The organism is Pseudomonas gingeri (genome assembly GCF_013385635.1).
GTDB lineage: Bacteria > Pseudomonadota > Gammaproteobacteria > Pseudomonadales > Pseudomonadaceae > Aquipseudomonas > Aquipseudomonas gingeri_A.
Genome location: NZ_JACAPR010000005.1, coordinates 46957 through 70182 on the forward strand (window position 1 = coordinate 46957; position 23226 = coordinate 70182).

Sequence of the window (23226 nt, forward strand, 5' to 3'; positions counted from 1 at the left end):
TTGGGGTTTCGATAGGAGCATTAATTTTTAAACTGACCAATCGGTCAGATATTGCAACCATCATCCAGTAACGGCTTAGCCTCCTGGGATAATGGCTAAAAGGCTCTAACGTGAGCCTTCTAGGAAATTGCCTTAAGGCATCGGCAAGCGAGAGATGTAATGGAATGTAACGAATTCCCCGTGACCACGCATCGCGGGAGGGGACGGATTAAGTGTAACGCTTACACGCACAGCGGCCCTCGGGGGAGAGCCGCTGTCGATAGATCAATGCACGAACAGCGCGATCAGGATAATGATCGGGATCGGCACACCCAGAAAGAACAGGAGTAGTGAGCGCATGTTGATTCTCCTCGGTTTAACGCAGGGTTACGGCTTCGGTGCGGTATTCGCCGGCTTTCAGGTACGTCACGCCGTCACGCTGGCGACCGCCGAACGTGGCGGCCAGGCTGGCGAAGAACGCACCGATCAGCAGCGCGATAAACATCCACAGGGTTGACCAGGCGGCGGCTTTGGCGGCCCGCTCGGCAGCCTGCCGGGCATCGTCGACCGCCTGGCGGGCCTGCCCGTAGACCTGGTCCACGCGCGCTTCGGCCTGGGCCTGGCTGAGGTTGGTCCGCTGGCTCACCAGTTGTGCCAGATAGGCACGGTCGTCAGTGCTCAATTGGCCGTTGCCCAGGCTGCGCACGAAAATCCGCGTGACCACGGCGTGGGCCGCGTCTTCACTGACCGCAACCGGACGGTTATCGCGAAACAGCAGGTCGATGAAGTAGTCAGTGCCGCTGCCGCTGTTCTGCGCGATGGTTCCGGCGAGGCTGCTGGTGGCTCCGGAGGCGGCTGTCGCCCCCGCCTTGACGCCGCTGCCAAGCATACCGCTGACGGAGCCGGCGACCACCGTGACGGTCAGCAGGGTCGCCACGGCCCAGGCCAGAAAGCCATGGGCGGTGTCACGGAAGTAGACTTCATCACTGTGCATGCGGGTCCATTTCACCCGCAGGCGCCCGGCGAGATAACCGCCCATGCCCGAGGCGAGGATTTGCGTCACGGCCAGCCAGACGATCGCCGAGACGCCAAGTCCCTTGGCGCTGACACCTTCGCCCGACCACGGCGAAACGGCGGAAAAGCCCAGTCCGGCACCGAGCATGAGCAGCAGGAGAGACAGCGCGGCCGCGGCGGCGGCGCCGGCGAAGATCGCCGCCCAGGAAACTCCTGAGTGATTCGACGAATCGTGCACCGCGCCAGGGTAGGTTTCGGCGTTCCCGATCATTGTTGTTGTGCTCCATAAGTGAGAGAGGTGCAGCCTTCACTCAGGAGATAGCAGCGGACGTGCCAAGCCTCTGATTGTTGAATAATCAGTGATTTCAACGACTTGAAATCATGGCTTGGTCTGAGGCCCATGCAATCTGCATGGTCGACACGCTGGACGACGGGTTTTATGCACTGGGGAACGCAAAGCACCACATAACCTGCAGGAGCCCGGCTCCTACAGGTCCGATCGTTCCCACGCTCCGCGTGGTAACGCCGCTATGGACGCTCTGCGTCCGCTTCTGTGACGCAGAGCGTCACGGGCTGCATGCCCACGCTGGAGCGTGGGAACGATCACTGTGCGGAAGATCGGCTTTTGGAGCCCGGCTTGCCCGCGAAGCCGTTGCGGCTGCACGGGCCTTCTGGCGACTCAGTCGCGCCAGTGGCGACCGTGCTTGCGATGGCCATAAGCGTGACCACGGCCACGGTGGTCGCCGCGATAGTCGCGACGGTCATCCCGGTAACGGCGATCTTCACGGTCGCTGGAGTTGCCCATGTAGTTGCCCAGTGCACCGCCGGCGCCACCACCGGCTGCGGCGCCGATCAGGCTGCCGGTGCTGCCGCCCATGCTGCGGCCGACCACGTTGCCGCCGGCAGCGCCCAGGGCCCCACCGATGGCGGCTTCGCCACGGCTGCGGCGGTCGGCACCCACCGCACTACCGCCCGCGCCACCGAGGGCCGCGCCGATGGTCGAACCGGTGTTACCGCCCAGCGACTGGCCGACGGCGGAGCCGAGCACGCCGCCCAATGCGCCACCAATACCGGCTTCGGTGGTACCGCCAGCCGACGCGAGGCCACTGGCCAGGCTCAGGGACAACAAGAGAATCGACGAGAACTTCATGTGAGAGGAGCCTCAAAGGGATGACGGCGCGATCCTGAGGCTTGTGACGCAGGCGTTACAATGCAAATCCGACGAATAGCACGGGTTGTATACAAAATCATAACTTACTGTTTTTACTGGGGAACTTAGTCGAAAAAAGACAGTCCTACATCACTTCAACCCTGCCGTTTCGCGCGTCCTGCGCATCGTCAACGCGCTTTTTCGACGCTAACGCCGACTCCAGAAAAGCGACTCGCTCCAGCGTTTTTCCATCCCGTAGAACTGCTTCCGGTTAACCAGGTAGGCGGCGTAGATCCGTGCCAGCAGATCGGCATAGGCCGGTAGCGCCTTGTCGTCGCCCTGCAGCGCGGCATGCACGGCCTGGGCACAGTGAATGCCGCAGTAAAGCGCGGTGGCGATACCTTGCGAGGACAGCGGGTCGAAGGACAGGGCGGCATCGCCGACGGCCGCCCAGCGCTCGCCGTGGAACATGGAAAGCCGCCCACTGCCGGCGTCCATGCCGTGGACCGAGGTGCCGGGCAGGTAGCCGTGTTGCCGGCACAGGTCCGACAACAGGCGGGTCTGTTGCAGCCGTTGCCACAGGCCCTGGCTGTTCAGCAACTGCTGGCGATCGAGCAGGTCAAGGTCACTGAGGTAGGTCACCAGCCGTTCTCCCGAGGGCAGCAGCACGCTGTACCACCAGCCGTTCTCGACGGCTTCGACCAGGGTCCGGCCGTCCCGGTCGGTGCCCTGCTGACTGTGCAGCAACAGATAGAACGCCACCAGTCGATCATTTTCCAGGCGCTGCGCACCCTGTCGGCGGGCGAATACGGCGGGGCGGCCACTGGCGTCGATCAGCCAGCGGCTGTGGGCGAGATGTTCGCGGCCGTCGCGGGCCAGGCGCAGGCAGAACCCTTCCTCGTCGGGTGTTTGGCTCAAGCGCGTGGATTCGTGCAGCGCCACCCCGGCCTGGCGGGCGCTGGCGCGCAGGTGACGATCGAACGCGCCACGGTCCAGCTGGAAGCCCTGGCCGTGGGTATGGAAGATGAAGTCATCCGTGTGCGGCTCGTCCGAGCCCCACACAGAGACATTGCCGTAGCTGGGGCGATGCCCGGCGGCGAGAAAGCCGTCGAGCACCCCCAGGTCGGCGAGCAGCGAGCGGGCCGAAGGCGGAAAACCTTCGCCCACCCGGAAACGCCCGGCGGGCGCCGAATCGGCCAGCAGCACCCGCCAGCCCAGGCGCGCCAGGGTGATGGCGGTCGCCGAGCCGGCCGGACCGCCACCGACGATGGCGACGTCGTAGCGCTCCATCTAGACCGGACGGTTGCCGGGTTTGACGGCGCGAGGGGCCTCCAGTGCTTCTTCCTGACTGCTGAAGTTGGCCCCCTTGGGTGGACGCGGTCCCGAGCTGATCGGGCTGCCCGCCGCCGCGAAATCGGCCGCCAGTTGCGGGCTGGCAAAGGTCTGCGCCGGTGGAATGGCCGGACCATAGCTGGCAACCATCATCGTGTCGGGGTACAGCGGATTACCGGGGACCCCCTGGCGTACTTCCAGCAGCCCCATGGAGCCGAAGATATCGACCATGGTCTGCATCTGCACGGCGGTCGGGGTCTTTTTCGGGTAGTTGATGTCCAGCGGTGCGTTCCAGTTGGTGCGATCGGCGAAAGCATCCCGACGTTGTTCCGGTGCTACTGAAGGGTCGATGACCAGGTCGTAGTCGACCTCGCTGAGTACCTGGTTGGGCACGCGGGCCGGCCAGAACGTCGAGGTGAACGGGTTGTAGGCCTGGTCATAGCCGCCGCGGCAATAAGCGGTGTCGGCCTGCCAGGGCAGGCCCATCCAGCGGTTCAGGTCGCCGGGGGCTTGTCCGTACAGCGGGCCGCCGACGGCCAGCGCCTGGGTTTGGTCCAGGGTGGCGCCGTAGTCGGGTTGCGGGCTGTTCGCCGGACGTTGGCGAATACGCCAGGGCTTGGCGTACAGCGGCAGGTGGCGCATCGGCCAGGTCAATTCGCAGCCGGGATGGAAGGCATCGGCCAGGCAGAAGTCCAGGGCTGCGCGATCAAGCATCGCCGGCTGTTCGGCCAGGGGCACCGAATCGAGATGCCCCGGTAGCGGGTCGCTGCTCCAGTCGGCCTCGAAGGTGCCGGCGGCCCAACTGCTGAGCGCCAGGTACTGGGTCTGGGTAATCGCCGCGTTCTGCCGTGGACTCGGGTTGGGGATCGAGCTCATGGCGTCGCCATAGATCCAGGGCCAGGGCAAGACGTTGCCATCGGTCGGATCGGGCTGGCGGAAGCTGTTGAGGATCTGTCGGCGGGTTTCGGCGAACAGGTCATAGTTGCCCGCTGCCGGCTTGCTCGCCAGTTGGGCGATAAACGCCGGGTCTTCGAAGTTGTAGCGACCGTTATGGCCGAACTGGGTGGCAAAGCCCTGGTTGACCCATTGCAGGCCCGACAGGCGTTGCAGGATGGGATAGACGTCATGCCGGAACGATACCGAGGTGTTCGGTGTCAGCCAGCCGGCCTGGATAAACAGATCGTAGGTCAGGTCGTACAGCGTGCGTATGGCCTTGACCTGCGGCGCATAGTTCGGCGGCGCGGTGACGACCCAGGCCGGTTCCACCGGGATCGAGCGCCCGCCGATGCTGACCTGGGCGCTGACCGGGCCATCGGAGGTATCGTCGTACCAGCCGTCGGCGTTGATGAAGCTGTTGCCGTCTGCCGGATTGAAAATCGGTGTGCCCTTGGGCGAGGCCGAGACGCCACGACCACCGAGGAACAGCAGCCGCCCCTGGGCATCGGTGCGCAGTTCGCCAAGGTTTACCGGTACACCTTCGTATTGCCCGTTGAATTCGACGCCACTCTGGTTCAGCCCGCTGATACTTTGCAGGCCACCGTCGATGGTCAACGCCGCACGGGCGCTGGGGTCGGTGATTTTCGCGTTGCGCAGCGGCAACACCACGCTGGCGGCTTCGGGGATATCCATCGCCAGCTGCCACTGGAACCACTGTGCCTTGCTGTTGGCGACATGGGCCGACCAGGTGATATCGGCGTTTTCCGCGGTCAGCTCGGCGACCACTTCACCGGCCAGGTTGTAGCCGTAGATCCGGAACTCGGCGGCCTGGCGCTTCAGCGCGCCCTGGGCATCGCGATAGAACCCCAGGGGCTCGGGCCGGGGTTCCGTCACCTGGGGGCCGACAAAGTATTCCGCCTCGCTGTTGCCGACCCGCGCGACGCCGATGGCCGGGTGGATCGCGGCGCTGACGATGCGGTTGTCCTTGCTGGGGGCGGTTGGGGTGTCACCGTGGTAGTGCGTGGTATGACCGGGCGTGATCGACATGAGTGCTCTCCGCAATCCGTGCTAAAGAGGAATTGCCCGACCTGCGGGCAGGATCCCTGGGCCGGTGCCGGCCATCGCATGGGAATGGATGAAGAGCACCGCCCGGAGACTCTAGTAAAGGGCCATCGGTTTGTCGAATGGCCTTTTGCTATTGCCCGGGCGGCGATCCGAAGCGCTGGTTATAGAGCGCCTGGAGGGGCAGTCGATCAACTGGCCTTGGCCATGATCAACGCGGTTTCGCTGGCCATTTCCAGGCGGATCGCGACGAACTTGGAGGTCGGTGTATGGCTGCCGTCGCCGACGCTTTCCAGAGGCACCAGCGGGTTCACTTCCGGGTAGTAGGCGGCGGCCTGTCCGGCGGGAATATCGAAGGCCAGCAGGGTGAACCCTTTGACCCGGCGCTCGCGGCCGTCTTCCCAGAGCGAGACGATATCGGCCTTCTGCCCCGGCTTGAAGCCCAGGCGGATGATGTCCGCTTCGTTGACGAACAGTACGTCGCGCTGGCCCTTGACCCCACGGTAGCGGTCATCGAGGCCGTAGATCGTGGTGTTGTACTGGTCGTGGGAGCGCATCGACTGCATGATCAGGTCCGGCACCTTGCCGGTGGCGTGGGTGCGTTCGTGGATCAGGTCGGCCGGCAGGATGTTCGAGCGGAAGTTCGCCCGGCCCGAGGGGGTGTTCCAGCGCCGCGCGCCGGCGGCGTTGCCGAGGTAGAAGCCGCCCGGGAGTTCGAGGCGCTGGTTGAAGTCCTTGAAGCCGGGAATGGTGTCGGCGATCAGGTCGCGGATACGCCCGTAGTCGGCCACCAGCCAGTTCCAGTCCACCGGGTGCGTGCCGAGGGTCGCGGCAGCGATGCCGGCGATGATTGACGGCTCCGAGCGCATCTGTTTCGACAGCGGCTGCAACTGGCCGTTGGAGGCATGGACCATGCTGAACGAGTCTTCGACGGTGACGGCTTGTGGGCCTTCGGTCTGCAGGTCGATATCGGTGCGGCCCAGGCACGGCAGGATCAGAGCTTCCTTGCCGTGGGTCAGGTGGCTGCGGTTGAGCTTGGTGCTGATCTGCACGGTCAGGTCGCAATTGCGCAGTGCTTCAAAGGTGCGCGGGCTGTCCGGGGTCGCCTGGGCGAAGTTGCCGCCCAGGCCGATGAAGACCTTGGAGCGGCCGTCGAGCATCGCGTGGATGGCTTCGACCACGTTATGGCCGTTGCTGCGCGGGACCTTGAACTGGAAGCGGCGCTCCAGGGCGTCGAGGAAAGCCGCCGGTGGCCGCTCGTTGATGCCCATGGTGCGGTCGCCCTGCACGTTGCTGTGGCCTCGTACCGGGCACAGGCCCGCGCCCGGGCGGCCGATATTGCCGCGCAACAGCATCAGGTTGGCGATTTCCTGGATGGTCGGCACCGAGTGCTTGTGCTGGGTGATACCCATGGCCCAGCACATGATGACGTTCTTGCCCTTGAGGTACATCCGCGCCGACTGTTCGATCTCCACCAGGGTCAGGCCCGATTGCGTGACGATCTGTTCCCAGGGGGTGTCGTCGATGGCGGCCAGGTAGTCGAGGACGTTGGCGGTGTGCTCGTTGAGGAAATCATGGTCGAACACCGACGGCTCGTTCGCCGCCTGGGCATCGCGTTCCCATTGCAGCAGGAACTTGGCCATGCCACGCAGCAGGGCCATGTCGCCACCCAGCGCGGGGCGGAAGTACGCGGTGTTGGTCGGCTTGTCGCCGTTGGTGAGCATCTCCAACGGGTGCTGCGGGTGCTGGAAACGTTCCAGGCCGCGCTCCTTGAGCGGGTTGATGCAGACCACCTGGGCGCCACGTTTCACCGCTTCACGCAGCGGTTCGAGCATCCGTGGGTGGTTGGTGCCGGGGTTCTGGCCCCAGACGAAAATCGCATCGGCATGTTCGAAGTCGTCGAAGGTCACGGTGCCCTTGCCGACCCCGACGCTTTGCGCCAGGGCCACGCCGCTGGCTTCATGGCACATGTTCGAACAATCGGGGAAGTTGTTGGTGCCGAAGGCGCGGATAAACAGCTGGTACAGGTACGCCGCCTCGTTGCTGGCCCGGCCCGAGGTGTAGAACTCGGCCTGGTCGGGGCTGGAAAGGTTCAGCAGGTGCTTGGCGATCAGCGCGTAGGCCGCTTCCCAACTGATGGGCTTGTAGCGGTCGGTCGTCGGGTCGTAGCTCATCGGCTCGGTCAGGCGACCCTGGTATTCGAGCCAGTAATCGGACTGCTCGAACAGCGCGCTGACGCTGTGCTTGGCGAAGAAGGCGGCATCCACCCGGCGCTTGGTGGCTTCCCAGTTGACCGCCTTGGCGCCGTTTTCGCAGAACTTGACCATGCCGCTTTCCGGCGAGTCGCCCCAGGCGCAGCCCGGGCAGTCGAAGCCGCCGTTCTGGTTGGTCTTGAGCATCATGCGCAGGTTCTTCAAGGCGTTGTCGCTGGTCAGCCAGGCCTGTGCCACGCTGATCAAGGCGCCCCAGCCACCGGCCGCGCCCTTGTAGGGCTTGTAGCGTGGGGTCGGGATCTGGTCGGCTTGTTGATGATTGCTCACGCTTGTTTCTCCATCGCAGGGCTGTAGACCCGCGGCGCACTTTTCTGCGGCAGGTGGATGAGATTGAGGTTGTGCCGGCGGGCCCATTGCAGGGCCAGGCCGGTGGGGGACGACAGGCTGACCAGGGTCTGGATGCCGGCCCGCAGGACTTTCTGGATCAGTTCGAGGCTGCAGCGGCTGGTGACGATGGCCAGGCCGCCGGCGGTCGGGATCTGTTGGCGGATCAGCGCGCCGATCAGCTTGTCGAGGGCGTTGTGCCGACCGATATCCTCGCGGCCCAGCAGCAGTTCGCCCTGGTCGTTCATGAACAGCGCGGCATGCACCGCACCGGAGTACTGGCCCAGGGGCTGGAAGGCGCTGATGCGCTGGCGCAGGTTGTCGAGCCAGGCGGCGGGCGGCAGGGGCGCGCCGGGCAGTACCGCCAGTTCGGGCAATGCCTGTTCCACCGCTTCCACGCCACACAGGCCGCAGCCGCTGGTGCCGGCCAGTTGGCGGCGTTGTTCCTTGAGGTTCCAGAACGCGCGGCTGGAAATTTCCACCTCGGCATGTTGCGCCGAGCCGCTGCCGCTGAGCTTCAGGTCATAGAGTTCGCAGGCGTCGTGGATAATCCCGCTGCCGATGCTGAAGCCGACGATAAAGTCTTCCAGGTCGGTGGGCGTGACCAGCATCACGGCCTGGCTGATGCCGTTGTAGGCAATGGCCAGCGCCACCTCTTCGGCCAGCGCCGTTTCGGCGGCTGCGCTGTGATCGAGGTTGCAGTACTGGTAACTCTGGCTGGCGGCGGGCGCGGGTGCTGCCGGGGCAGGGATCGCGCAGGCCTCTGGCTTGGCCTTCATGGGGGGATTACCGGTGGAATATCCAGTATCAAGACTAAGCGCGGCAAAAGGTCGCGTCTAATCGCTAGTACTGATCCACCGATAGATGACGTCGATCAAGGTTCGCTCTGCAATTTCTGATAGAGCGCGAAACAGGCTTCCGCCAGGGCCGAGCGCGGGGCGCCACGGCGCATGATCAGGCCCAGTCGGGCCAGGGTCTGGGCGTTTTCGATCGGTTGCAGGCGCAGGTGGTCGGTCAGGGCTTCGAAACCGCCGTGCAGCGGCATGATCGCGCAGCACAGGCCGCCGTGTACGGCTTGCAGCAACTGATGAACGGCATCGGTCTGCAGCAGCGGTTGCGGGCTCAGGCCGCGGCTGTGGAAGTTGTGGTCGATGGACTGGCGAAAGTGCATGCCGCTGGTGAGCATGCCCAGGGGCAGTTCAATCAGCGCTTCCCAGCTCAGGGGTTGTTCGCCGAAGTTGAAGAAGCGCTGGTCATAGAGCAGGCCCATGGCGGTTTCGCTCAGGGCCAGGGCTTCGAAGCGGTCGGTGTCCAGGCGTTCGAGGTAGGACACGCCGAGGTCGAGGCGATTGCTCGCCAGTTGTTCGAGGATCTGCTCGGAACTGAGGGACGACAGCTCGAAGCGCAGGCTCGGGTGTTCGCCGTGCAGGCGTTGCATGAGGTGCAGCGGGTCGAAGCTCGACAGCGGCACCACGCCCAGGCGCAGGGTGCCGACCAGGTTGCCGCGACAGGCGGCAGCCTCGGCCTGCAACCCGTCGTAGGCGGCCAGCACGGTGCGGGCCCAGGCCAGCACCCGTTCGCCGGGGGCGGTGAAGCCTTCGAAGCGTTGGCCGCGGTTGACCAGTTGCAGTTCGAGCTCTTCTTCCAGGCTGCGCAGGCGCATGGACAGGGTCGGCTGGGTGATATGACAGCGCGCCGCCGCCTGGCCGAAGTGGCGGGTCTCGTCCAGGGCAATCAGGAATTTCAGCTGTTTGATGTCCATCGTCGCTCCAGGCGCGGTCCAGGCCGGGATTCTAGCGCGGTTGGACTACGCTGAGTCATTGGTCGGTCCGGAACCTGCCGCAGACGTCGCCGGTCTAGTCTTTCGCGTCTGGGTATCACTCTATAAGGAGAAAGAACCATGAGTATCTTGAGCTTTGTGAAAGAAGCAGGCGAGAAACTGCTCGACCTGCTGACCCCGGGCAACGCCAATGCCAGCGAGCAACTCAAAGACCATATCGCCAAGGTCGGGCTGGGCAATCCGAATGTCCAGGCCACGGTGGACGGCGACAAGGTCACGGTGACGGGGCAGGTGGCCAGCCAGGAAGAGAAGGAAAAAGTCCTGCTGGCGCTGGGCAATATCGCCGGTATCGGCAGTGTCGACGACCAGATCACCGTTAGCGGGCCGGGCCAGTCGGCCGCGCGGTTTGTCGTGGTGAAGAAGGGCGACACCTTGAGTGCGATTGCCCTGACGGTCTATGGCAACGCCAACCAGTACAACAAGATCTTCGAGGCCAATAAACCGCTGTTGTCACATCCCGACAAAATTTATCCGGGGCAGACGCTGCGCATTCCCGATTGATCCATATGCTGTGGAAGATCGTTCCCACGCTCCGGCGTGGGAATGCCTCTTCGGACGCTCTGCGTCCGCTTCTGTGACGCGGAGCGTCACGGGCTGCATGCCCACGCGGAGCGTGGGAACGATCAAATGGCGCCAAAGGCTTCGCGGGCAAGCCCGGCTCCTACAGACCCTTGATCAGCTCGCGGTAGTCGCCGACCGCCGCGAACTCCTCCGTATCCTTGGGGCCCTTGCGACTGTCCGGTTCGCTCACCGCCAACAGGTGCGCCACGCCGAAGCGCCCGGCGCTGCGCAGGATCGGCAGGGTATCGTCGATAAACAGGCTGCGCGCCGGATCAAAGCCGATATCGGCCTGCAGTGCATCCCAGAACTGCGGGTCTTCCTTGGCAAAGCCGTAGTCATGGGAACTGATCAGCCGTTCGAAATATGCCGCCAGTTCGATTCGCTCCAGCTTCAGCGACAACGAGTCGCGATGGGCATTGGTGATCAGGATCACCCGTTTGCCCGCCTGGCGGATCGCCGCCAGAAAGGTATCGGCATCCGGGCGCAGGGCGATCAGGTCGGCGGTTTCGCGCTTGAGTTCGCGCACTGGCAGCTTCAACTCGGCACTCCAGAAGTCCAGGCAGTACCATTTCAGCTGGCCGGCATGGTCCTTGAACAACGGGCCCAGTTCGGCCTCGGCGAGGGCCAGGCTGACGCCGTGCAGTTCGGCATAACGCCGGGGCAGGTGCTCCATCCAGAAGTGATTGTCGTAGTGCAGGTCGAGCAGGGTGCCGTCCATATCCAGCAGAACGGTATCGATGTCGCGCCAGGGTAATGAGGGCATGGAAAACTTCTCGAACGGTAAAAAGATATCCGACACAGACAATCGGAAAAGCCACGGTATAGTAACCCGTTCACTTCAAGGAGCCGCCATGCGCCAGAAACCCACCGTACTTGCCCGCGAAATCGTCGCCAGCAGCCGCCTATTCCGTGTCGAAGAGGTGCAGTTGCGTTTTTCCAATGGCGTCGAGCGCACCTACGAACGTTTGGTGGGCAAGGGCGCGGGGTATGGCGCGGTGATGATCGTGGCGATGATCGACGCCGAGCATGCGCTGCTGGTCGAGGAGTATTGCGGCGGCACCGACGAATACGAGCTGTCGTTGCCCAAGGGCCTGATCGAGCCGGGCGAGGATGTGCTGGCGGCGGCCGAGCGTGAGTTGAAGGAAGAAGCCGGTTACGGTGCCCGGCAACTGGAGCACCTGACCGAGCTGTCCCTGTCCCCCGGTTACATGAGCCAGAAGATCCAGGTGGTCCTGGCCAGTGACCTTTATGAAGAACGCCTGGAAGGTGACGAGCCGGAGCCGATGCGGGTCGACCGGGTAAACCTGCGCGAACTGTCCAGCCTGGTGCTGAATCCGCAGTTCAGCGAGGGGCGTGCCCTGGCGGCGTTGTACCTGGCCCGGGACCTGTTGACCCAGCGTGGAGTGTTTCAACCATGAGTGATCTGTTCATGAATCTGCCGCACCCGTACCTGGCCCCTGTGATCGAACTGGCGCACCAGGCCGGTGAGGCGATCCTGCCGTTCTGGCGCGCTGATGTCGAAGTGATGGACAAGGCCGATGCCTCGCCGGTGACGGCGGCGGACCTGGCGGCCCATCACCTGATCCTGGCCGGCCTGACCGCACTGGATCCGAGCATCCCGGTGTTGTCCGAAGAGGACGCCGATATTCCCCGGGAGGTGCGCGCCGGTTGGCAGCGCTGGTGGCTGGTGGACCCGCTGGACGGTACCAAGGAATTCATCTCCGGCAGTGAAGAGTTCACCGTGAATATCGCCTTGATCGAGCAGGGGCGGGTGGTGTTCGGCGTGGTGTCGATGCCGACCAATGGCCGCGTTTACTTCGGTGGCGCCGACCTGGGTGCCTGGCGCGCGGATGCCGGTTTGCCGCCGGAGCCGATCCGGGTGCGCGAGCTGCCGCCGGCCGGTGCTGCGTTTACCGTGGTCGCCAGTCGTCGGCATTCGAGCCCCGAGCAAGAGCAGTTGCTGGCCGGGTTGAGCGCCAGCCTGGGTGAACTGGAACTGGCGAATATCGGCAGCTCGCTGAAGTTCTGCCTGCTGGCCGAAGGGGCGGCCGACTTCTATCCGCGCCTGGCGCCGACGTCCCAGTGGGACACGGCGGCGGCGCAAGGGGTGCTGGAAGGCGCTGGCGGCGAGGTGCTGGAGTTGAGCGGTGAGCGCTTCAGCTACCCGGCGCGCCCGTCGTTGCTCAACGGGTTTTTCCTGGCGTTGCCGGCGAAGGCCCAGTGGCGTGGGCAGTTGCCGGACCTGCTGCGCGACTGAAAACGCCGTGCCCTGCAGGTGCCGGCTCCCACAAAGATCAGCGGTGCAGCACGTACTGCCCGCTGAACTGCACGGCGGCGTCCTCGCTGCCGGTATTCATCACCTGGGTCTCCAGGGTCAGGCGCGCCCGCCCGTAGCGCTGGTAGGTCGCGAGGAATTTCTTCCAGGTCTTTTCCTCCGGTGCCGCGCAGCGTGCCTCGGCATCGCCGGTGACCGGCAGGGGATAGCTGATCCGGCCTTCCTGGATCACGATATGTCCGTCCTCGATCCCCGCCTCGCGCAGGCTCAGGTGCAGCCAGCCCCAACCGGCCAGCACCGCGCCGCAGTACAGGCTGCCACCGAACATGGTGCTCTTGTGGTTGACGTTCGGCTCCAGCGGCAATTGCAGGCGCAGTTGCCCGGCGTCCCAGCCGCCGACCTTGAGACCCATCTCGCGGGTCAGGGGAATGTCGTGGTGGAGGATGGACTCCAGGTAACGACTGTCGCGGTTCATGCAGTGACCTCTGTGGCGTGATTCATTCGAGTTCGTCGCTGGCACTGTTGCCGCCGCTGTCGAAGTTCAGCCCGTGCTTGCGCAGCTTGTCGTGCAGGGTCTTGCGCGGGATGCCCAGGGCTTCGGCGAGGCTGCGCAAGGAACTGTGGGAGCGCGCCAGCTCGGCGGCGATCAGGGATTTCTCGAAGTGCTCGACCTGCTCGCTGAGGCCGCCTTCGATCACCCCGGCGATGCTCGCGTCGAGGCTCTGCGACGCGTTGTTGTCCAGCGCCAGTTCCAGGCCGAGGGCAAAGCGTTCGGCGGCGTTCTGCAGTTCCCGCACATTGCCCGGCCAGGTGTGGCGCAGCAGCAGCGCCCGTTGTGCCGGTTGCAGGCTGTGGGGGGGCAGGCCGTGGCGACTGCTGGCCTCGTCGGCGAAATGCTGGAACAGGATCAGCGCATCTTCGCCACGTTCGCGCAGGGGCGGAATCCGCAACGGCGCGACATTCAGCCGGTAGTACAAGTCGGCGCGGAAACGGCCCTGGTCGGCGGACTGGCGCAGGTCTTCCTTGGTCGCGGCGATGATACGGATATCCAGCGGGATCAGCTGGTTGCCGCCCAGGCGTTCGACCACCCGCTCCTGCAAGAGGCGCAGCAGCTTGACCTGGACATCCAGGCTCATGCTTTCGATTTCGTCGAGGAACAGGGTGCCGCCGTTGGCGAATTCGAACTTGCCGATACGGCGCTTCTGCGCGCCGGTGAAGGCGCCCGGTTCGTGACCGAACAGTTCGCTTTCCACCACCGATTCGGCCAGGGCTCCGGCATTGATCGCCACGAACGGGCCGTTGCGCCGGCTCGACAGGTCGTGCAGGGCGCGGGCGACCACTTCCTTGCCGGCCCCGGTTTCACCGAGGATCAGCACATCGGCCTTGGTCGCCGCCAGGGCACCTATCTGCTCACGCAGGCGCAACATCTGCGGCGAATGGCCGACCAGGCGTGCACTGAGTTGCTGGCGATCGCTCAGGGCCAGGCGCAGGCTGCGGTTGTCCAGCACCAGGCGGCGCAGGGCCAGGGCACGGCGCACGCTGTCGAGCAGGGCGTCGCTGGCGAAGGGTTTTTCCAGGAAGTCATAGGCGCCGGCGCGCATCGCCTGGACGGCGAGGGGCACGTCGCCGTGACCGGTGATCAGCAGCACCGGCAGATCCGGGTCCTGGGCATGCAGTTCATTCAGCAGGTCGAGGCCGTCCATGCCCGGCATGCGGATATCGCTGACGATCACCCCCGGCCAGTCGCGTTCGATGCGCCCGGCCAGGCCCTGGGCCTCGGCCAGCGGCAGGATCTTCAGGCCGGCGAGATCGAGTGTCTGGCTCAGGGCCTGGCGCAGGTGGGGATCATCGTCGATCAATACCACCTGGATGTGGTGGTCGATATTCATACAATCGAATCCTCGGCAGGTTGCAGGCTGACCCCGGGTGCACCGGCGCGCAGCCGCAAGGTAATCAGGGCACCGCCTTCACGGTGGTTGGCGAACAGCAGTTCGCCGCCGAAGGCGCGCATCAGGGAGTCACAGATCGCCAGGCCGAGGCCGAGGCCCTGGGTGCGCGTCTTGGTGGTATAGAACGGTTCGCCGGCGCGGCCCAGGGCTTCGAGACAGAACCCCGGGCCGTTGTCGCGAATGGTCAGGGTGACGCCTTCCGGTGACGATTGGGCGCTCAGCCAGAGTTTGCGCGGCGGGCCTTTTTCGGTCAGGGCATCAAGGGCGTTCGCCAGCAGGTTGCCGAGCACCTGGCGCAGACGGGTTTCGCCGGCCTCGACCCACAGCGCGGCGGCCGGCAGGTCGCGGATCAGCTCGACTTCCATGGACCGCCGACGCTTGGCCAGTAGCGCCAGGGCATCGTCGAGCGCCGGTTGCAGGGCCACGCTTTCCGGGGCATGGCGGTCGCGGCGGGCAAAGGCGCGCAAATGGGCGATGATCGAGGCCATGCGTCCGGTCAGTTCGCTGATCAGCTTGAGGTTGCCGCGGGCGTCATCGGTGCGTTCGTGGTCGAGCAGTACTTCGGCGTTTTCCGCATAGCTGCGGATCGCCGCCAACGGCTGGTTGAGTTCGTGGCTGATGCTCGCCGACATGGTGCCCAGGGCCGAGAGCTTGCCGGCCTGGACCAGGTCGTCCTGGGCGCGGACCAGCTCCTGCTGGGCGTGTTCGCGCTCCAGCACTTCCTGCTTGAGCCGGCGGTTGAGGCCTTCCAGGTCGCTGGTCCGTTCGGCCACGCGCATTTCCAGTTCACGCCGGGCCTTGGCCTCGAAGGCGATCCGCTCCAGGTAGTGGCGACGGCGTTGCATCATCAGGCCGAGCAGCAGCATCAGCACCAGCAGGGTGGCGCCGCCGACCGCGACCACGGTCCGTACCGGACGGTCGATCAGGGTGCGCGGGGCGAGGATGCTGACGCTCCAGCCGGTTTCTTCGATCTGCTGGGTCTGGGTCAGCCAGGCCTTGGGATTGATGTTCAGCGGCTGCGGATTGCGCGTCGGGTAGGGCTGGATGGCGGTGATGGCATCGCGTTCCGTATCGCTCAGGGTACGGGTCGCACGAAAGCGCCACTCCGGCCGCGAGGTGAGGATCACCACGCCGTTGTGGTCGGTCATCAGCAGTTGTTCCGGGGTCTTGCCCCAGAGGCTTTCGGTATGGTCCAGGTCGACCTTGACCACCAGCACGCCGATGACGTGTTCGCCGTCGCGAACGGCGGCGGCGAAGAAGTAGCCGCGCTTGCCCGAGGTGGTGCCGAGGCCGAAGAAGCGTCCCAGGCGACCGGCCATGGCTTCGCTGAAGTAGGGCCGGAAGGCGAAATTACGCCCGACGAAGCTGTCGTGCTTGTCCCAGTTGGAGGCGGCCAGGGTCTTGCCGCTGGTGTCCATCAGGTACATGACTTCGGCACCGGTCTGGCTGCAGATATCGCGCAGCAGACTGTTGGCGCTTTCGATGCGCGGACCCTGTTCCGGTTCGGCGAGGGCGGCGCGCAAGGCCGGCAGGTCGCCGAGGATCTGCGGCAACACCTCGTAGCGGTGCAGGGTGCCCAGCAGGTTGGCGACGTAGAGGTCGAGGGTCTGGCGATTCTGCCCTACCAGCTCGCTGCGGTAATAACGCTCGGCGAGGTGTTCCAGCGGCCACAGCAGCGGGGCCAGGCACAGGAACAGCAGGGCCAGGCTGCGCCAGCGGGGTCTGCGGGGAATAGGTGGGGTCGTGATCATCGAGAACATGCGCCGGTGGAGTCCGACGCATTATGTCTCAGCCCTGCTCCGCAAGACACTCGCGTAATGCGGTATGCCAATCCGGCTGGCTCACCTGCCATTCGCGCAACAGGCGGCTGCAGTCCAGGCGCGAGTTCAGCGGGCGGGTCGCAGGCGTCGGGTAGGCACTCGACGGGATGGCTTCGAGGATTGCGCAAGGCTTGTTCAGGGCCAGCAATTGCTCGCCGATGGCCTGGGCAAAACCGAACCAGGAGGTTTCGCCACTGGCGGTCAGGTGGTAGGTGCCCCAGGCACCGGCCTGGCCGGCCTGCCAACGCTCGATCAGGGCGCGGGTGCTGTTGGCGATGGTCCCGGCCCAGGTCGGCGCGCCCACCTGGTCGGCGACGATGCGCAGTTCCGGCTTCTCCTGCAGCAGCCGCTGCATGGTCAGCAGGAAATTGCGCCCGTGGCTGGAGTAGACCCAGCTGGTGCGCAGGATCAGGTGTTGGCCGTGGGCCGCGGCGATGGCCCGCTCGCCGGTCAGCTTGCTTTCGCCGTAGACGCTCAGCGGGTTGGTCGCGTCGTCTTCGTTGTAGGGTTCGCTCTTGCTGCCATCGAACACGTAGTCGGTGGAGTAGTGAATCAGCGGGACACCCAGGTCGGCGGCTTCCTGGGCGAGGATGCCCGGCGCGGTGGCGTTGATGGCGAAAGCCAGCTCCGGCTCGGACTCCGCCTGGTCGACGGCGGTATGGGCTGCGGCGTTGATGATCAGGTCGGGACGGTGGGCGCGGACGTGCTGGCGGATCTGCTCCGGACGCGCCAGGTCGAGCTGGTCGCGTCCCGGCACCAGCAGTTGGCCCAGGTCACCCAGGCGTTTCTGCAACTCGCGGGAGACCTGGCCGTGCTGGCCGCTGATCAGGATTTTCAGGGGAGATGGGCTCATTCGAACAGGTCGGCCTCGTACAGGGATTTACCGTTCTGATCCTTGGCCGAGAGTTGCACAACTCCTTCGAATTCCCAATCGATGGCCAGGGTCGGGTCGTCCCAGCGGATGCTGCGCTCGGCGCTGGGGGTGTAGTAGTCGGTGGTCTTGTAGAGGAATTCGGCGTAGTCGCTGAGCACCACGAAACCGTGGGCGAAGCCTTCGGGCACCCAGAGTTGGCGATGGTTCTCGCCCGACAGGCGTACGCCGACCCATTGGCCGAAATGCGCCGAGCTGCGGCGGATATCCACGGCCACGTCGAGGACTTCACCGGCAATGACGCGCACCAGTTTTCCCTGGGTGTTTTCCAACTGATAGTGCAGGCCGCGCAACACGCCTTTCTGCGAGCGTGAATGATTGTCCTGGACGAACGCCAGATCCAGCCCGGTGGCCTCCTGGAAGGCCCGGGCGTTGAAGCTTTCGTAGAAAAAGCCGCGCTCGTCGCCAAACACCTTGGGTTCGAGGATCAGCACGCCCGGCAGGCGTGTCGGTGTGGCCTTCATCGTTGCTCTCCGGCGAGGGTGAACAGGTACTGGCCGTAGCCGGTCTTGCCGAAATAGCGGGCGCGCTCAAGCAGGTGGTCTCGATCGATCCAGCCGTTCTGGTAGGCAATTTCCTCGAGGCAGGCGACTTTCAGCCCTTGGCGGTGTTCGATGGTCTGCACGTACTGCGAGGCTTCCAGCAGACTGTCGTGGGTGCCGGTATCGAGCCAGGCAAAGCCACGGCCGAAGCGCTCGACGTGAAGATCGCCACGCTTGAGGTAGGCATTGTTGACGTCGGTGATTTCCAGTTCGCCCCGTGGCGACGGTTTGACCGCCCTGGCGATCTCGATCACGTCGTTGTCGTAGAAATACAGGCCGGTCACCGCATAGCTGGATTTCGGCTTGGCGGGTTTCTCTTCGATGGACAGTGCACGACCTTCGCTGTCGAAGTCGATGACGCCGAAACGTTCCGGGTCCTTGACCCAGTAGCCGAAGACCGTTGCGCCGCTGGGTTGCCTGGCGGCGCTTTTCAGCTGGGTGCTGAAAGACTGCCCGTGGAAGATATTGTCGCCGAGGATCAGGCACACCGGATCGTCGCCGATAAACTCCTCGCCGATCAGGAACGCCTGGGCCAGGCCATCCGGGGATGGCTGCTCGGCGTAGCTGAAATGCACGCCGAACTGGCTGCCGTCGCCCAGCAGGTTGCGGTATTGCGGCAGGTCTTGCGGGGTGGAAATCACCAGGATCTCGCGGATACCGGCGAGCATCAGCACCGAGATCGGGTAGTAGATCATCGGCTTGTCGTAGATCGGCAACAGCTGCTTGGATACCCCGAGGGTGATCGGGTGCAGACGCGTGCCGGAACCACCGGCCAGGACAATACCTTTCATCATGCCAACAATTCCTTGTGATCGAGGGCGCCCAGGCGCTCGCCCTGATAGCTGCCGTCCTGGACCCGGCGGCACCATTCCAGGTTGGCCAGGTACCACTGCACGGTCTTGCGCAGACCGCTTTCGAAGGTTTCTTCCGGTGTCCAGCCCAGCTCACGCTCGATCTTGCCGGCGTCGATGGCATAGCGCAGGTCGTGGCCCGGGCGGTCCTTGACGAAGGTGATCAGGTCGCTGAACCGCTCGACGCCGGCCGGACGTGCCGGAGCCAGTTCTTCGAGCAGGGCGCAGATACCCCGGACCACGTCGATATTCTTCTGCTCGTTGTGACCACCGATATTGTAGGTCTCGCCCACCACGCCGTCGGTCACCACCTTGAACAGCGCGCGGGCATGGTCCTCGACGAACAGCCAGTCACGTACCTGCAGGCCGTCGCCGTACACCGGCAACGGCTTGCCGGCCAGGGCATTGAGGATCACCAGCGGGATCAGTTTTTCCGGGAAGTGGAACGGGCCGTAGTTGTTCGAGCAGTTGGTCAGCAGCACCGGCAGGCCGTAGGTACGGTGCCAGGCGCGAACCAGGTGGTCGGACGCGGCCTTGCTCGCGGAATATGGCGAACTGGGGGCATACGGTGTGGTTTCGGTGAACAGGTCGTCGACGCCATGCAGGTCGCCATACACTTCGTCGGTGGAAATATGGTGGAAGCGGAAGGCGCTTCTTGCCGGCTCGGCAAGCTTCGACCAGTAGCCGCGAGCGGCTTCCAGGAGGCTGTAGGTGCCGACGATATTGGTCTGGATAAAATCCGACGGACCGTCGATGGAGCGGTCCACATGGGACTCGGCGGCCAGGTGCATGATCGCATCGGGCTCGAAACGCGCCAGGACCGCGCTGACGGTCGCCTGGTCGACGATATCGGCCTGGACGAACTCATAGCGGGTATCGGTCGCGATGCTGGTCAGCGACTCGAGGTTACCGGCATAGGTCAGTTTGTCGAGGTTGAGGACTTCATGTGCGGTGTTGCGGATCAGGTGCCGAATCAGGGCGGAGCCGATAAAACCGGCGCCGCCGGTGACGAGAATACGCATGTCGGTGTGCCTTTTCCTTAGACGGACATTCAATTGATGCAGCATAGCTTGTGGGTAGGCGCGCAGCGGTGCAAGTACGATTGCTCTTGTATCGGTGCCGATCCTTCCTGCTTTACTTCCTGCTTGCGTATTGACGGCACCAATGGCGATATAGACAGCCAATAAAAACTTCAGGGAGTCGTTACATGTTGCTCGCCACGTTGATCCGCCGCGCCAGTCTGCCAGGCCCGAATGTCTCGCCAGCGCGGGCGCTGCAACTGCTCGAGGAGCATTACGGACTCACTGGCACCTTGCAGGCGCTGGGCAGCCAGCAGGACCTCAACTATCGGGTCGACAGCGCCGCAGGCCGGTTCGTTCTGAAAATCTGCCACGGCGATTACGCCACCGTCGAGTTGCAGGCCCAGCACGCGGGGCTGGCGCACCTGGCGGGTCGCGACGGCCTGCGGGTGCCGCGGGTGATTGCCGCGAACAACGGTCAGGACCTGCTGTCCCTGGAGCTTGGCGGGCAGCCGGTGCATGTGCGCCTGCTGGAATATATCGAAGGCCAGTCGTTGACCCACCTCACGCACCTGGGCCGCGACCTGGTGGTCGGCCTGGGGCGGTTGTGCGGCGAAATGGACCGGGCCCTGGCGGACTTCCAGCATCCGGGCCTGGAGCGCACCCTGCAATGGGATGCCCGGCATGCCAGTGCACTGATCAACCACCTGCTGCCGGTGATCCGCGACCCGCAACAGCAGTCGGTCATTCGCGAGGCGGCTGCCCAGGCCGAGCGTCGCTTGCAACCGCTGGTGGCAAAACTGCCGGTACAGGCCATTCACCTGGATATCACCGACGACAACGTGGTCTGGCGCCGCGATGGACAACGACACTGGCAACTGCAGGGCGTGATCGACTTCGGCGACCTGATCCGGACCTGGCGCATCGCCGACCTGTCGGTGACCTGCGCGGCGTTGCTGCACCATGCCGCAGACGATCCCTTTGTGATCCTGCCGGCGATCCAGGCCTATCACGCGGTCAATCCGTTGCAACGCGAAGAGCTGCTGGCCCTGTGGCCGCTGATCGTCGCCCGGGCGGCGGTGCTGGTGCTCAGTGGCGAACAGCAGGTCAGCATTGATCCGGATAACCACTACAGCCGTGACAATCTCGCCCATGAGTGGGAGATCTTCGAAGTCGCGACCTCGGTGCCCTTCGAACTGATGGAAGCAGCGATTCTCACCGCGCTCGACCAGCCCCTGGAGCCTATCGGCAGCGCAGGCTTTGCGCCCCTGCTGCCAGGGCTGGTGGGACGTGAGTTCGCGCTGATCGACCTGGGTGTGCTCAGCCCGCATTTCGAGGCCGGCAACTGGGAGCAGGACGGCATCGACCAGCGCCTGTTGGCCGATGCGGCGGCGGTTCATGGCCTGGCGGCCAGCCGCTACGGCCAGTACCGGTTGTCCCGCACCCGGCCGGACAGCGCGGTGGAGCCTGACACTTGTCCCTTGCATGTCGACTTGCAGGTCCCGGCCGGCACCACCGTGGAGTCGCCTTTTGCCGGGACCCTGCATGCCCTGGCCGACGGCGGCTTGCAGTTGGTCGGGCATCCCCTGAGCCTGCGCTTGTGGGGCCTGCAGGCGTCCCTCAGATCCGGCGCGGCGGTGCTCAAGGGGCAAGTCCTGGGTGAGACGGGCGGCGCGTTGCGGGTCCAGCTGTGCCGGCATGCCGAACTCGATCCGCCGTTGTTCTGCACACCGTCGCGTACGGCCGCCTGGCAGGCCCTGTGCCCGTCGCCGGCGGCGTTGCTGGGGCTGGCCTGCGACGCCGAGCCGGAGCTGGATGCGGCCGACCTGCTGGCCCGTCGCGCCGCCAGTTTTGCCCGTACGCAGAAGCACTACTACGTCGACCCGCCGCGTATCGAGCGGGGCTGGCGCAATCACCTGATCGACATGCAGGGCCGTTCCTACCTGGACATGCTCAACAATGTCGCGGTGCTCGGCCACGGTCATCCACGGATGGCCGCCGAGGCGGCGCGGCAGTGGTCGCTGCTCAACACCAACTCACGGTTCCACTACGCCGCCGTGACCGAGTTCTCCGAGCGGCTGCTGGCGCTGGCGCCGGACTCCATGGACCGGGTGTTCCTGGTCAACAGCGGCACCGAGGCCAACGACCTGGCGATCCGCCTGGCCTGGGCCTACAGCGGCGGGCGCGACATGCTCAGCGTGCTGGAGGCCTATCACGGCTGGTCGGTGGCGGCCGATGCGGTGTCCACCTCGATTGCCGACAACCCCAAGGCCCTAAGCAGCCGCCCGGACTGGGTGCATCCGGTCACCGCGCCCAACACCTATCGCGGTGCCTTTCGCGGTAGCGCCAGTGCGCCGGACTATGTGCGCAGCGTCGAGCACAACCTGGCGAAGCTGGCCGAAGAGAATCGCCAACTGGCCGGCTTTATCTGCGAGCCGGTGTATGGCAATGCCGGCGGGATTTCCCTGCCGCCGGGTTACCTGCAGCAGGTGTATGCGCTGGTGCGGGGCCAGGGGGGCGTGTGCATCGCCGATGAGGTGCAGGTCGGCTATGGGCGCATGGGCAAGTTCTTCTGGGGCTTCGAGGAGCAGGGCGTGGTGCCGGACATCATCACCATGGCCAAGGGCATGGGCAACGGCCAGCCGCTGGGCGCGGTGATCACCCGCCGGGAGATCGCCGAGGCGTTGGAGGCCGAGGGTTATTTCTTCTCGTCGTCGGGTGGCAGCCCGGTCAGTTGCCGTATCGGCATCGCGGTGCTGGACGTGATGGCGGAGGAAAAACTCTGGGAAAACGCCGAGATCGTCGGTGGCTACTTCAAGCAGCGCCTGGAGGCCCTGATCGACCGGCATCCGCTGATGGGGGCGGTGCACGGCTCCGGTTTCTACCTGGGCGCCGAACTGATCCGCAATCGCGAAACCCTGGAGCCGGCGACCGAGGAAACCGCGCTGTTGTGCGATCGGTTGCGGGAACTGGGGATCTTCATGCAGCCCACCGGCGATTACCTGAACATCCTCAAGATCAAGCCGCCGATGTGCACCACGCGCCAGAGCGTGGATTTCTTTGTCGATATGCTGTCGAAGGTGCTGGACGAAGGACTGTAAAAGCATCGCCGGCAAGCCGGCTCCTACAGGTTGCGGGTGTATTTGATCGTTCCCACGCGGAGCGTTGATCGTTCCCACGCTCCGCGTGGGAATGCCTCTGTGGACGCTCTGCGTCCGCTTTTGTGACGCGGAGCGTCACGGGCTGCATTCCCACGCGGAGCGTGGGAACGATCTTGATGTCGATTCTTATCGATAAAATAAACGTAAAAAATAGCTATTTTTAGTTTACATGCTTCTAAAGCCGATTTTTATCGGTTATAAAGTCGC

Annotated in this window: 19 protein-coding genes; 4 read left to right on the forward strand and 15 right to left on the reverse strand. The window is 64.6% G+C overall.

The features are described from left to right. Positions 1 to 355: 355 nt before the first annotated feature. The 7 genes from HX851_RS04110 to HX851_RS04140 form a co-directional block, all read right to left on the reverse strand. Positions 356 to 1264 (reverse strand): hypothetical protein, encoded by a 909-nt coding sequence (locus HX851_RS04110; protein ID WP_177065119.1) that lies wholly within the window; start codon positions 1262 to 1264, stop codon positions 356 to 358. 408 nt (positions 1265 to 1672) lie between these two features. Beyond that, the gene (locus HX851_RS04115) at positions 1673 to 2143 is read right to left on the reverse strand and encodes a glycine zipper domain-containing protein (RefSeq protein ID WP_103032674.1); all 471 of its coding nucleotides are present in this window, start codon (positions 2141 to 2143) and stop codon (positions 1673 to 1675) included. A 207-nt stretch (positions 2144 to 2350) separates the two neighbouring features. Beyond that, positions 2351 to 3433, reverse strand: a complete 1083-nt coding sequence (locus HX851_RS04120; protein ID WP_177056131.1) for an NAD(P)/FAD-dependent oxidoreductase — start codon at positions 3431 to 3433, stop codon at positions 2351 to 2353. Beyond that, the gene (locus tag HX851_RS04125; RefSeq protein WP_177065120.1) at positions 3434 to 5458 is read right to left on the reverse strand and encodes a LodA/GoxA family CTQ-dependent oxidase; all 2025 of its coding nucleotides are present in this window, start codon (positions 5456 to 5458) and stop codon (positions 3434 to 3436) included. A 206-nt stretch (positions 5459 to 5664) separates the two neighbouring features. After that, complete coding sequence (locus tag HX851_RS04130) at positions 5665 to 8013, reverse strand: FdhF/YdeP family oxidoreductase (protein ID WP_177056129.1); 2349 nt, start codon at positions 8011 to 8013, stop codon at positions 5665 to 5667. Continuing rightward, entirely contained in the window at positions 8010 to 8849 is an 840-nt protein-coding gene (fdhD, locus tag HX851_RS04135; protein WP_177056128.1) for a formate dehydrogenase accessory sulfurtransferase FdhD, read from the reverse strand. The genes HX851_RS04130 and fdhD overlap by 4 nt, the downstream gene beginning before the upstream one ends. Positions 8850 to 8944: 95 nt before the next feature. Then, positions 8945 to 9832: a LysR family transcriptional regulator gene (locus tag HX851_RS04140; protein ID WP_177056127.1), complete on the reverse strand. Its 888-nt coding sequence runs from the start codon at positions 9830 to 9832 to the stop codon at positions 8945 to 8947. Between the two features lie 138 nt (positions 9833 to 9970). On the opposite strand from HX851_RS04140, the gene lysM reads away from it, so the two are divergent. Then, positions 9971 to 10411, forward strand: a complete 441-nt coding sequence (lysM, locus tag HX851_RS04145) for a peptidoglycan-binding protein LysM (protein WP_177065121.1) — start codon at positions 9971 to 9973, stop codon at positions 10409 to 10411. A gap of 160 nt (positions 10412 to 10571) precedes the next feature. Here lysM and yrfG read toward each other — a convergent pair whose 3' ends face one another. Next, on the reverse strand, positions 10572 to 11234 hold the full coding sequence (gene yrfG, locus HX851_RS04150) for a GMP/IMP nucleotidase (RefSeq protein WP_103032670.1): 663 nt from the start codon (positions 11232 to 11234) through the stop codon (positions 10572 to 10574). Between the two features lie 88 nt (positions 11235 to 11322). Here yrfG and nudE point away from each other — a divergent pair, with 88 nt between their 5' ends. Together nudE and cysQ are read left to right on the forward strand one after the other, a co-directional pair. Beyond that, on the forward strand, positions 11323 to 11889 hold the full coding sequence (gene nudE, locus HX851_RS04155) for an ADP compounds hydrolase NudE (RefSeq protein ID WP_177056125.1): 567 nt from the start codon (positions 11323 to 11325) through the stop codon (positions 11887 to 11889). Between the two features lie 11 nt (positions 11890 to 11900). Beyond that, positions 11901 to 12728: a 3'(2'),5'-bisphosphate nucleotidase CysQ gene (gene cysQ / locus HX851_RS04160; RefSeq protein WP_177065150.1), complete on the forward strand. Its 828-nt coding sequence runs from the start codon at positions 11901 to 11903 to the stop codon at positions 12726 to 12728. Positions 12729 to 12765: 37 nt separating this feature from the next. Here cysQ and HX851_RS04165 read toward each other — a convergent pair whose 3' ends face one another. The 7 genes from HX851_RS04165 to rfbB are packed head-to-tail and all read right to left on the reverse strand — an operon-like array spanning position 12766 to position 19861. Then, positions 12766 to 13221 carry a YiiD C-terminal domain-containing protein gene (locus HX851_RS04165; RefSeq protein WP_177056124.1) on the reverse strand — a complete coding sequence of 152 codons (456 nt, stop codon included), beginning with the start codon at positions 13219 to 13221 and terminating at the stop codon, positions 12766 to 12768. A gap of 22 nt (positions 13222 to 13243) precedes the next feature. Next, on the reverse strand, positions 13244 to 14635 hold the full coding sequence (locus tag HX851_RS04170; protein WP_177065122.1) for a sigma-54-dependent transcriptional regulator: 1392 nt from the start codon (positions 14633 to 14635) through the stop codon (positions 13244 to 13246). Continuing rightward, a complete protein-coding gene (locus tag HX851_RS04175) occupies positions 14632 to 16446 on the reverse strand; it encodes a sensor histidine kinase (protein ID WP_177065123.1) in 1815 nt (604 codons plus the stop codon). Before HX851_RS04175 ends, HX851_RS04170 begins: the two co-directional genes overlap by 4 nt. 37 nt (positions 16447 to 16483) lie before the next feature. Next, positions 16484 to 17368 (reverse strand): dTDP-4-dehydrorhamnose reductase, encoded by an 885-nt coding sequence (gene rfbD / locus HX851_RS04180; protein ID WP_177056121.1) that lies wholly within the window; start codon positions 17366 to 17368, stop codon positions 16484 to 16486. Further along, the gene (gene rfbC / locus HX851_RS04185) at positions 17365 to 17910 is read right to left on the reverse strand and encodes a dTDP-4-dehydrorhamnose 3,5-epimerase (protein WP_177056120.1); all 546 of its coding nucleotides are present in this window, start codon (positions 17908 to 17910) and stop codon (positions 17365 to 17367) included. Before rfbC ends, rfbD begins: the two co-directional genes overlap by 4 nt. Then, on the reverse strand, positions 17907 to 18782 hold the full coding sequence (gene rfbA / locus HX851_RS04190) for a glucose-1-phosphate thymidylyltransferase RfbA (RefSeq protein WP_177065124.1): 876 nt from the start codon (positions 18780 to 18782) through the stop codon (positions 17907 to 17909). Before rfbA ends, rfbC begins: the two co-directional genes overlap by 4 nt. After that, positions 18779 to 19861 (reverse strand): dTDP-glucose 4,6-dehydratase, encoded by a 1083-nt coding sequence (gene rfbB, locus HX851_RS04195; RefSeq protein ID WP_177065125.1) that lies wholly within the window; start codon positions 19859 to 19861, stop codon positions 18779 to 18781. The genes rfbA and rfbB overlap by 4 nt, the downstream gene beginning before the upstream one ends. 185 nt (positions 19862 to 20046) lie before the next feature. Between rfbB and HX851_RS04200 the strand changes: the two genes are divergently transcribed. Then, positions 20047 to 22959: an aminotransferase gene (locus HX851_RS04200; RefSeq protein ID WP_177065126.1), complete on the forward strand. Its 2913-nt coding sequence runs from the start codon at positions 20047 to 20049 to the stop codon at positions 22957 to 22959. Positions 22960 to 23226: the final 267 nt, after the last annotated feature.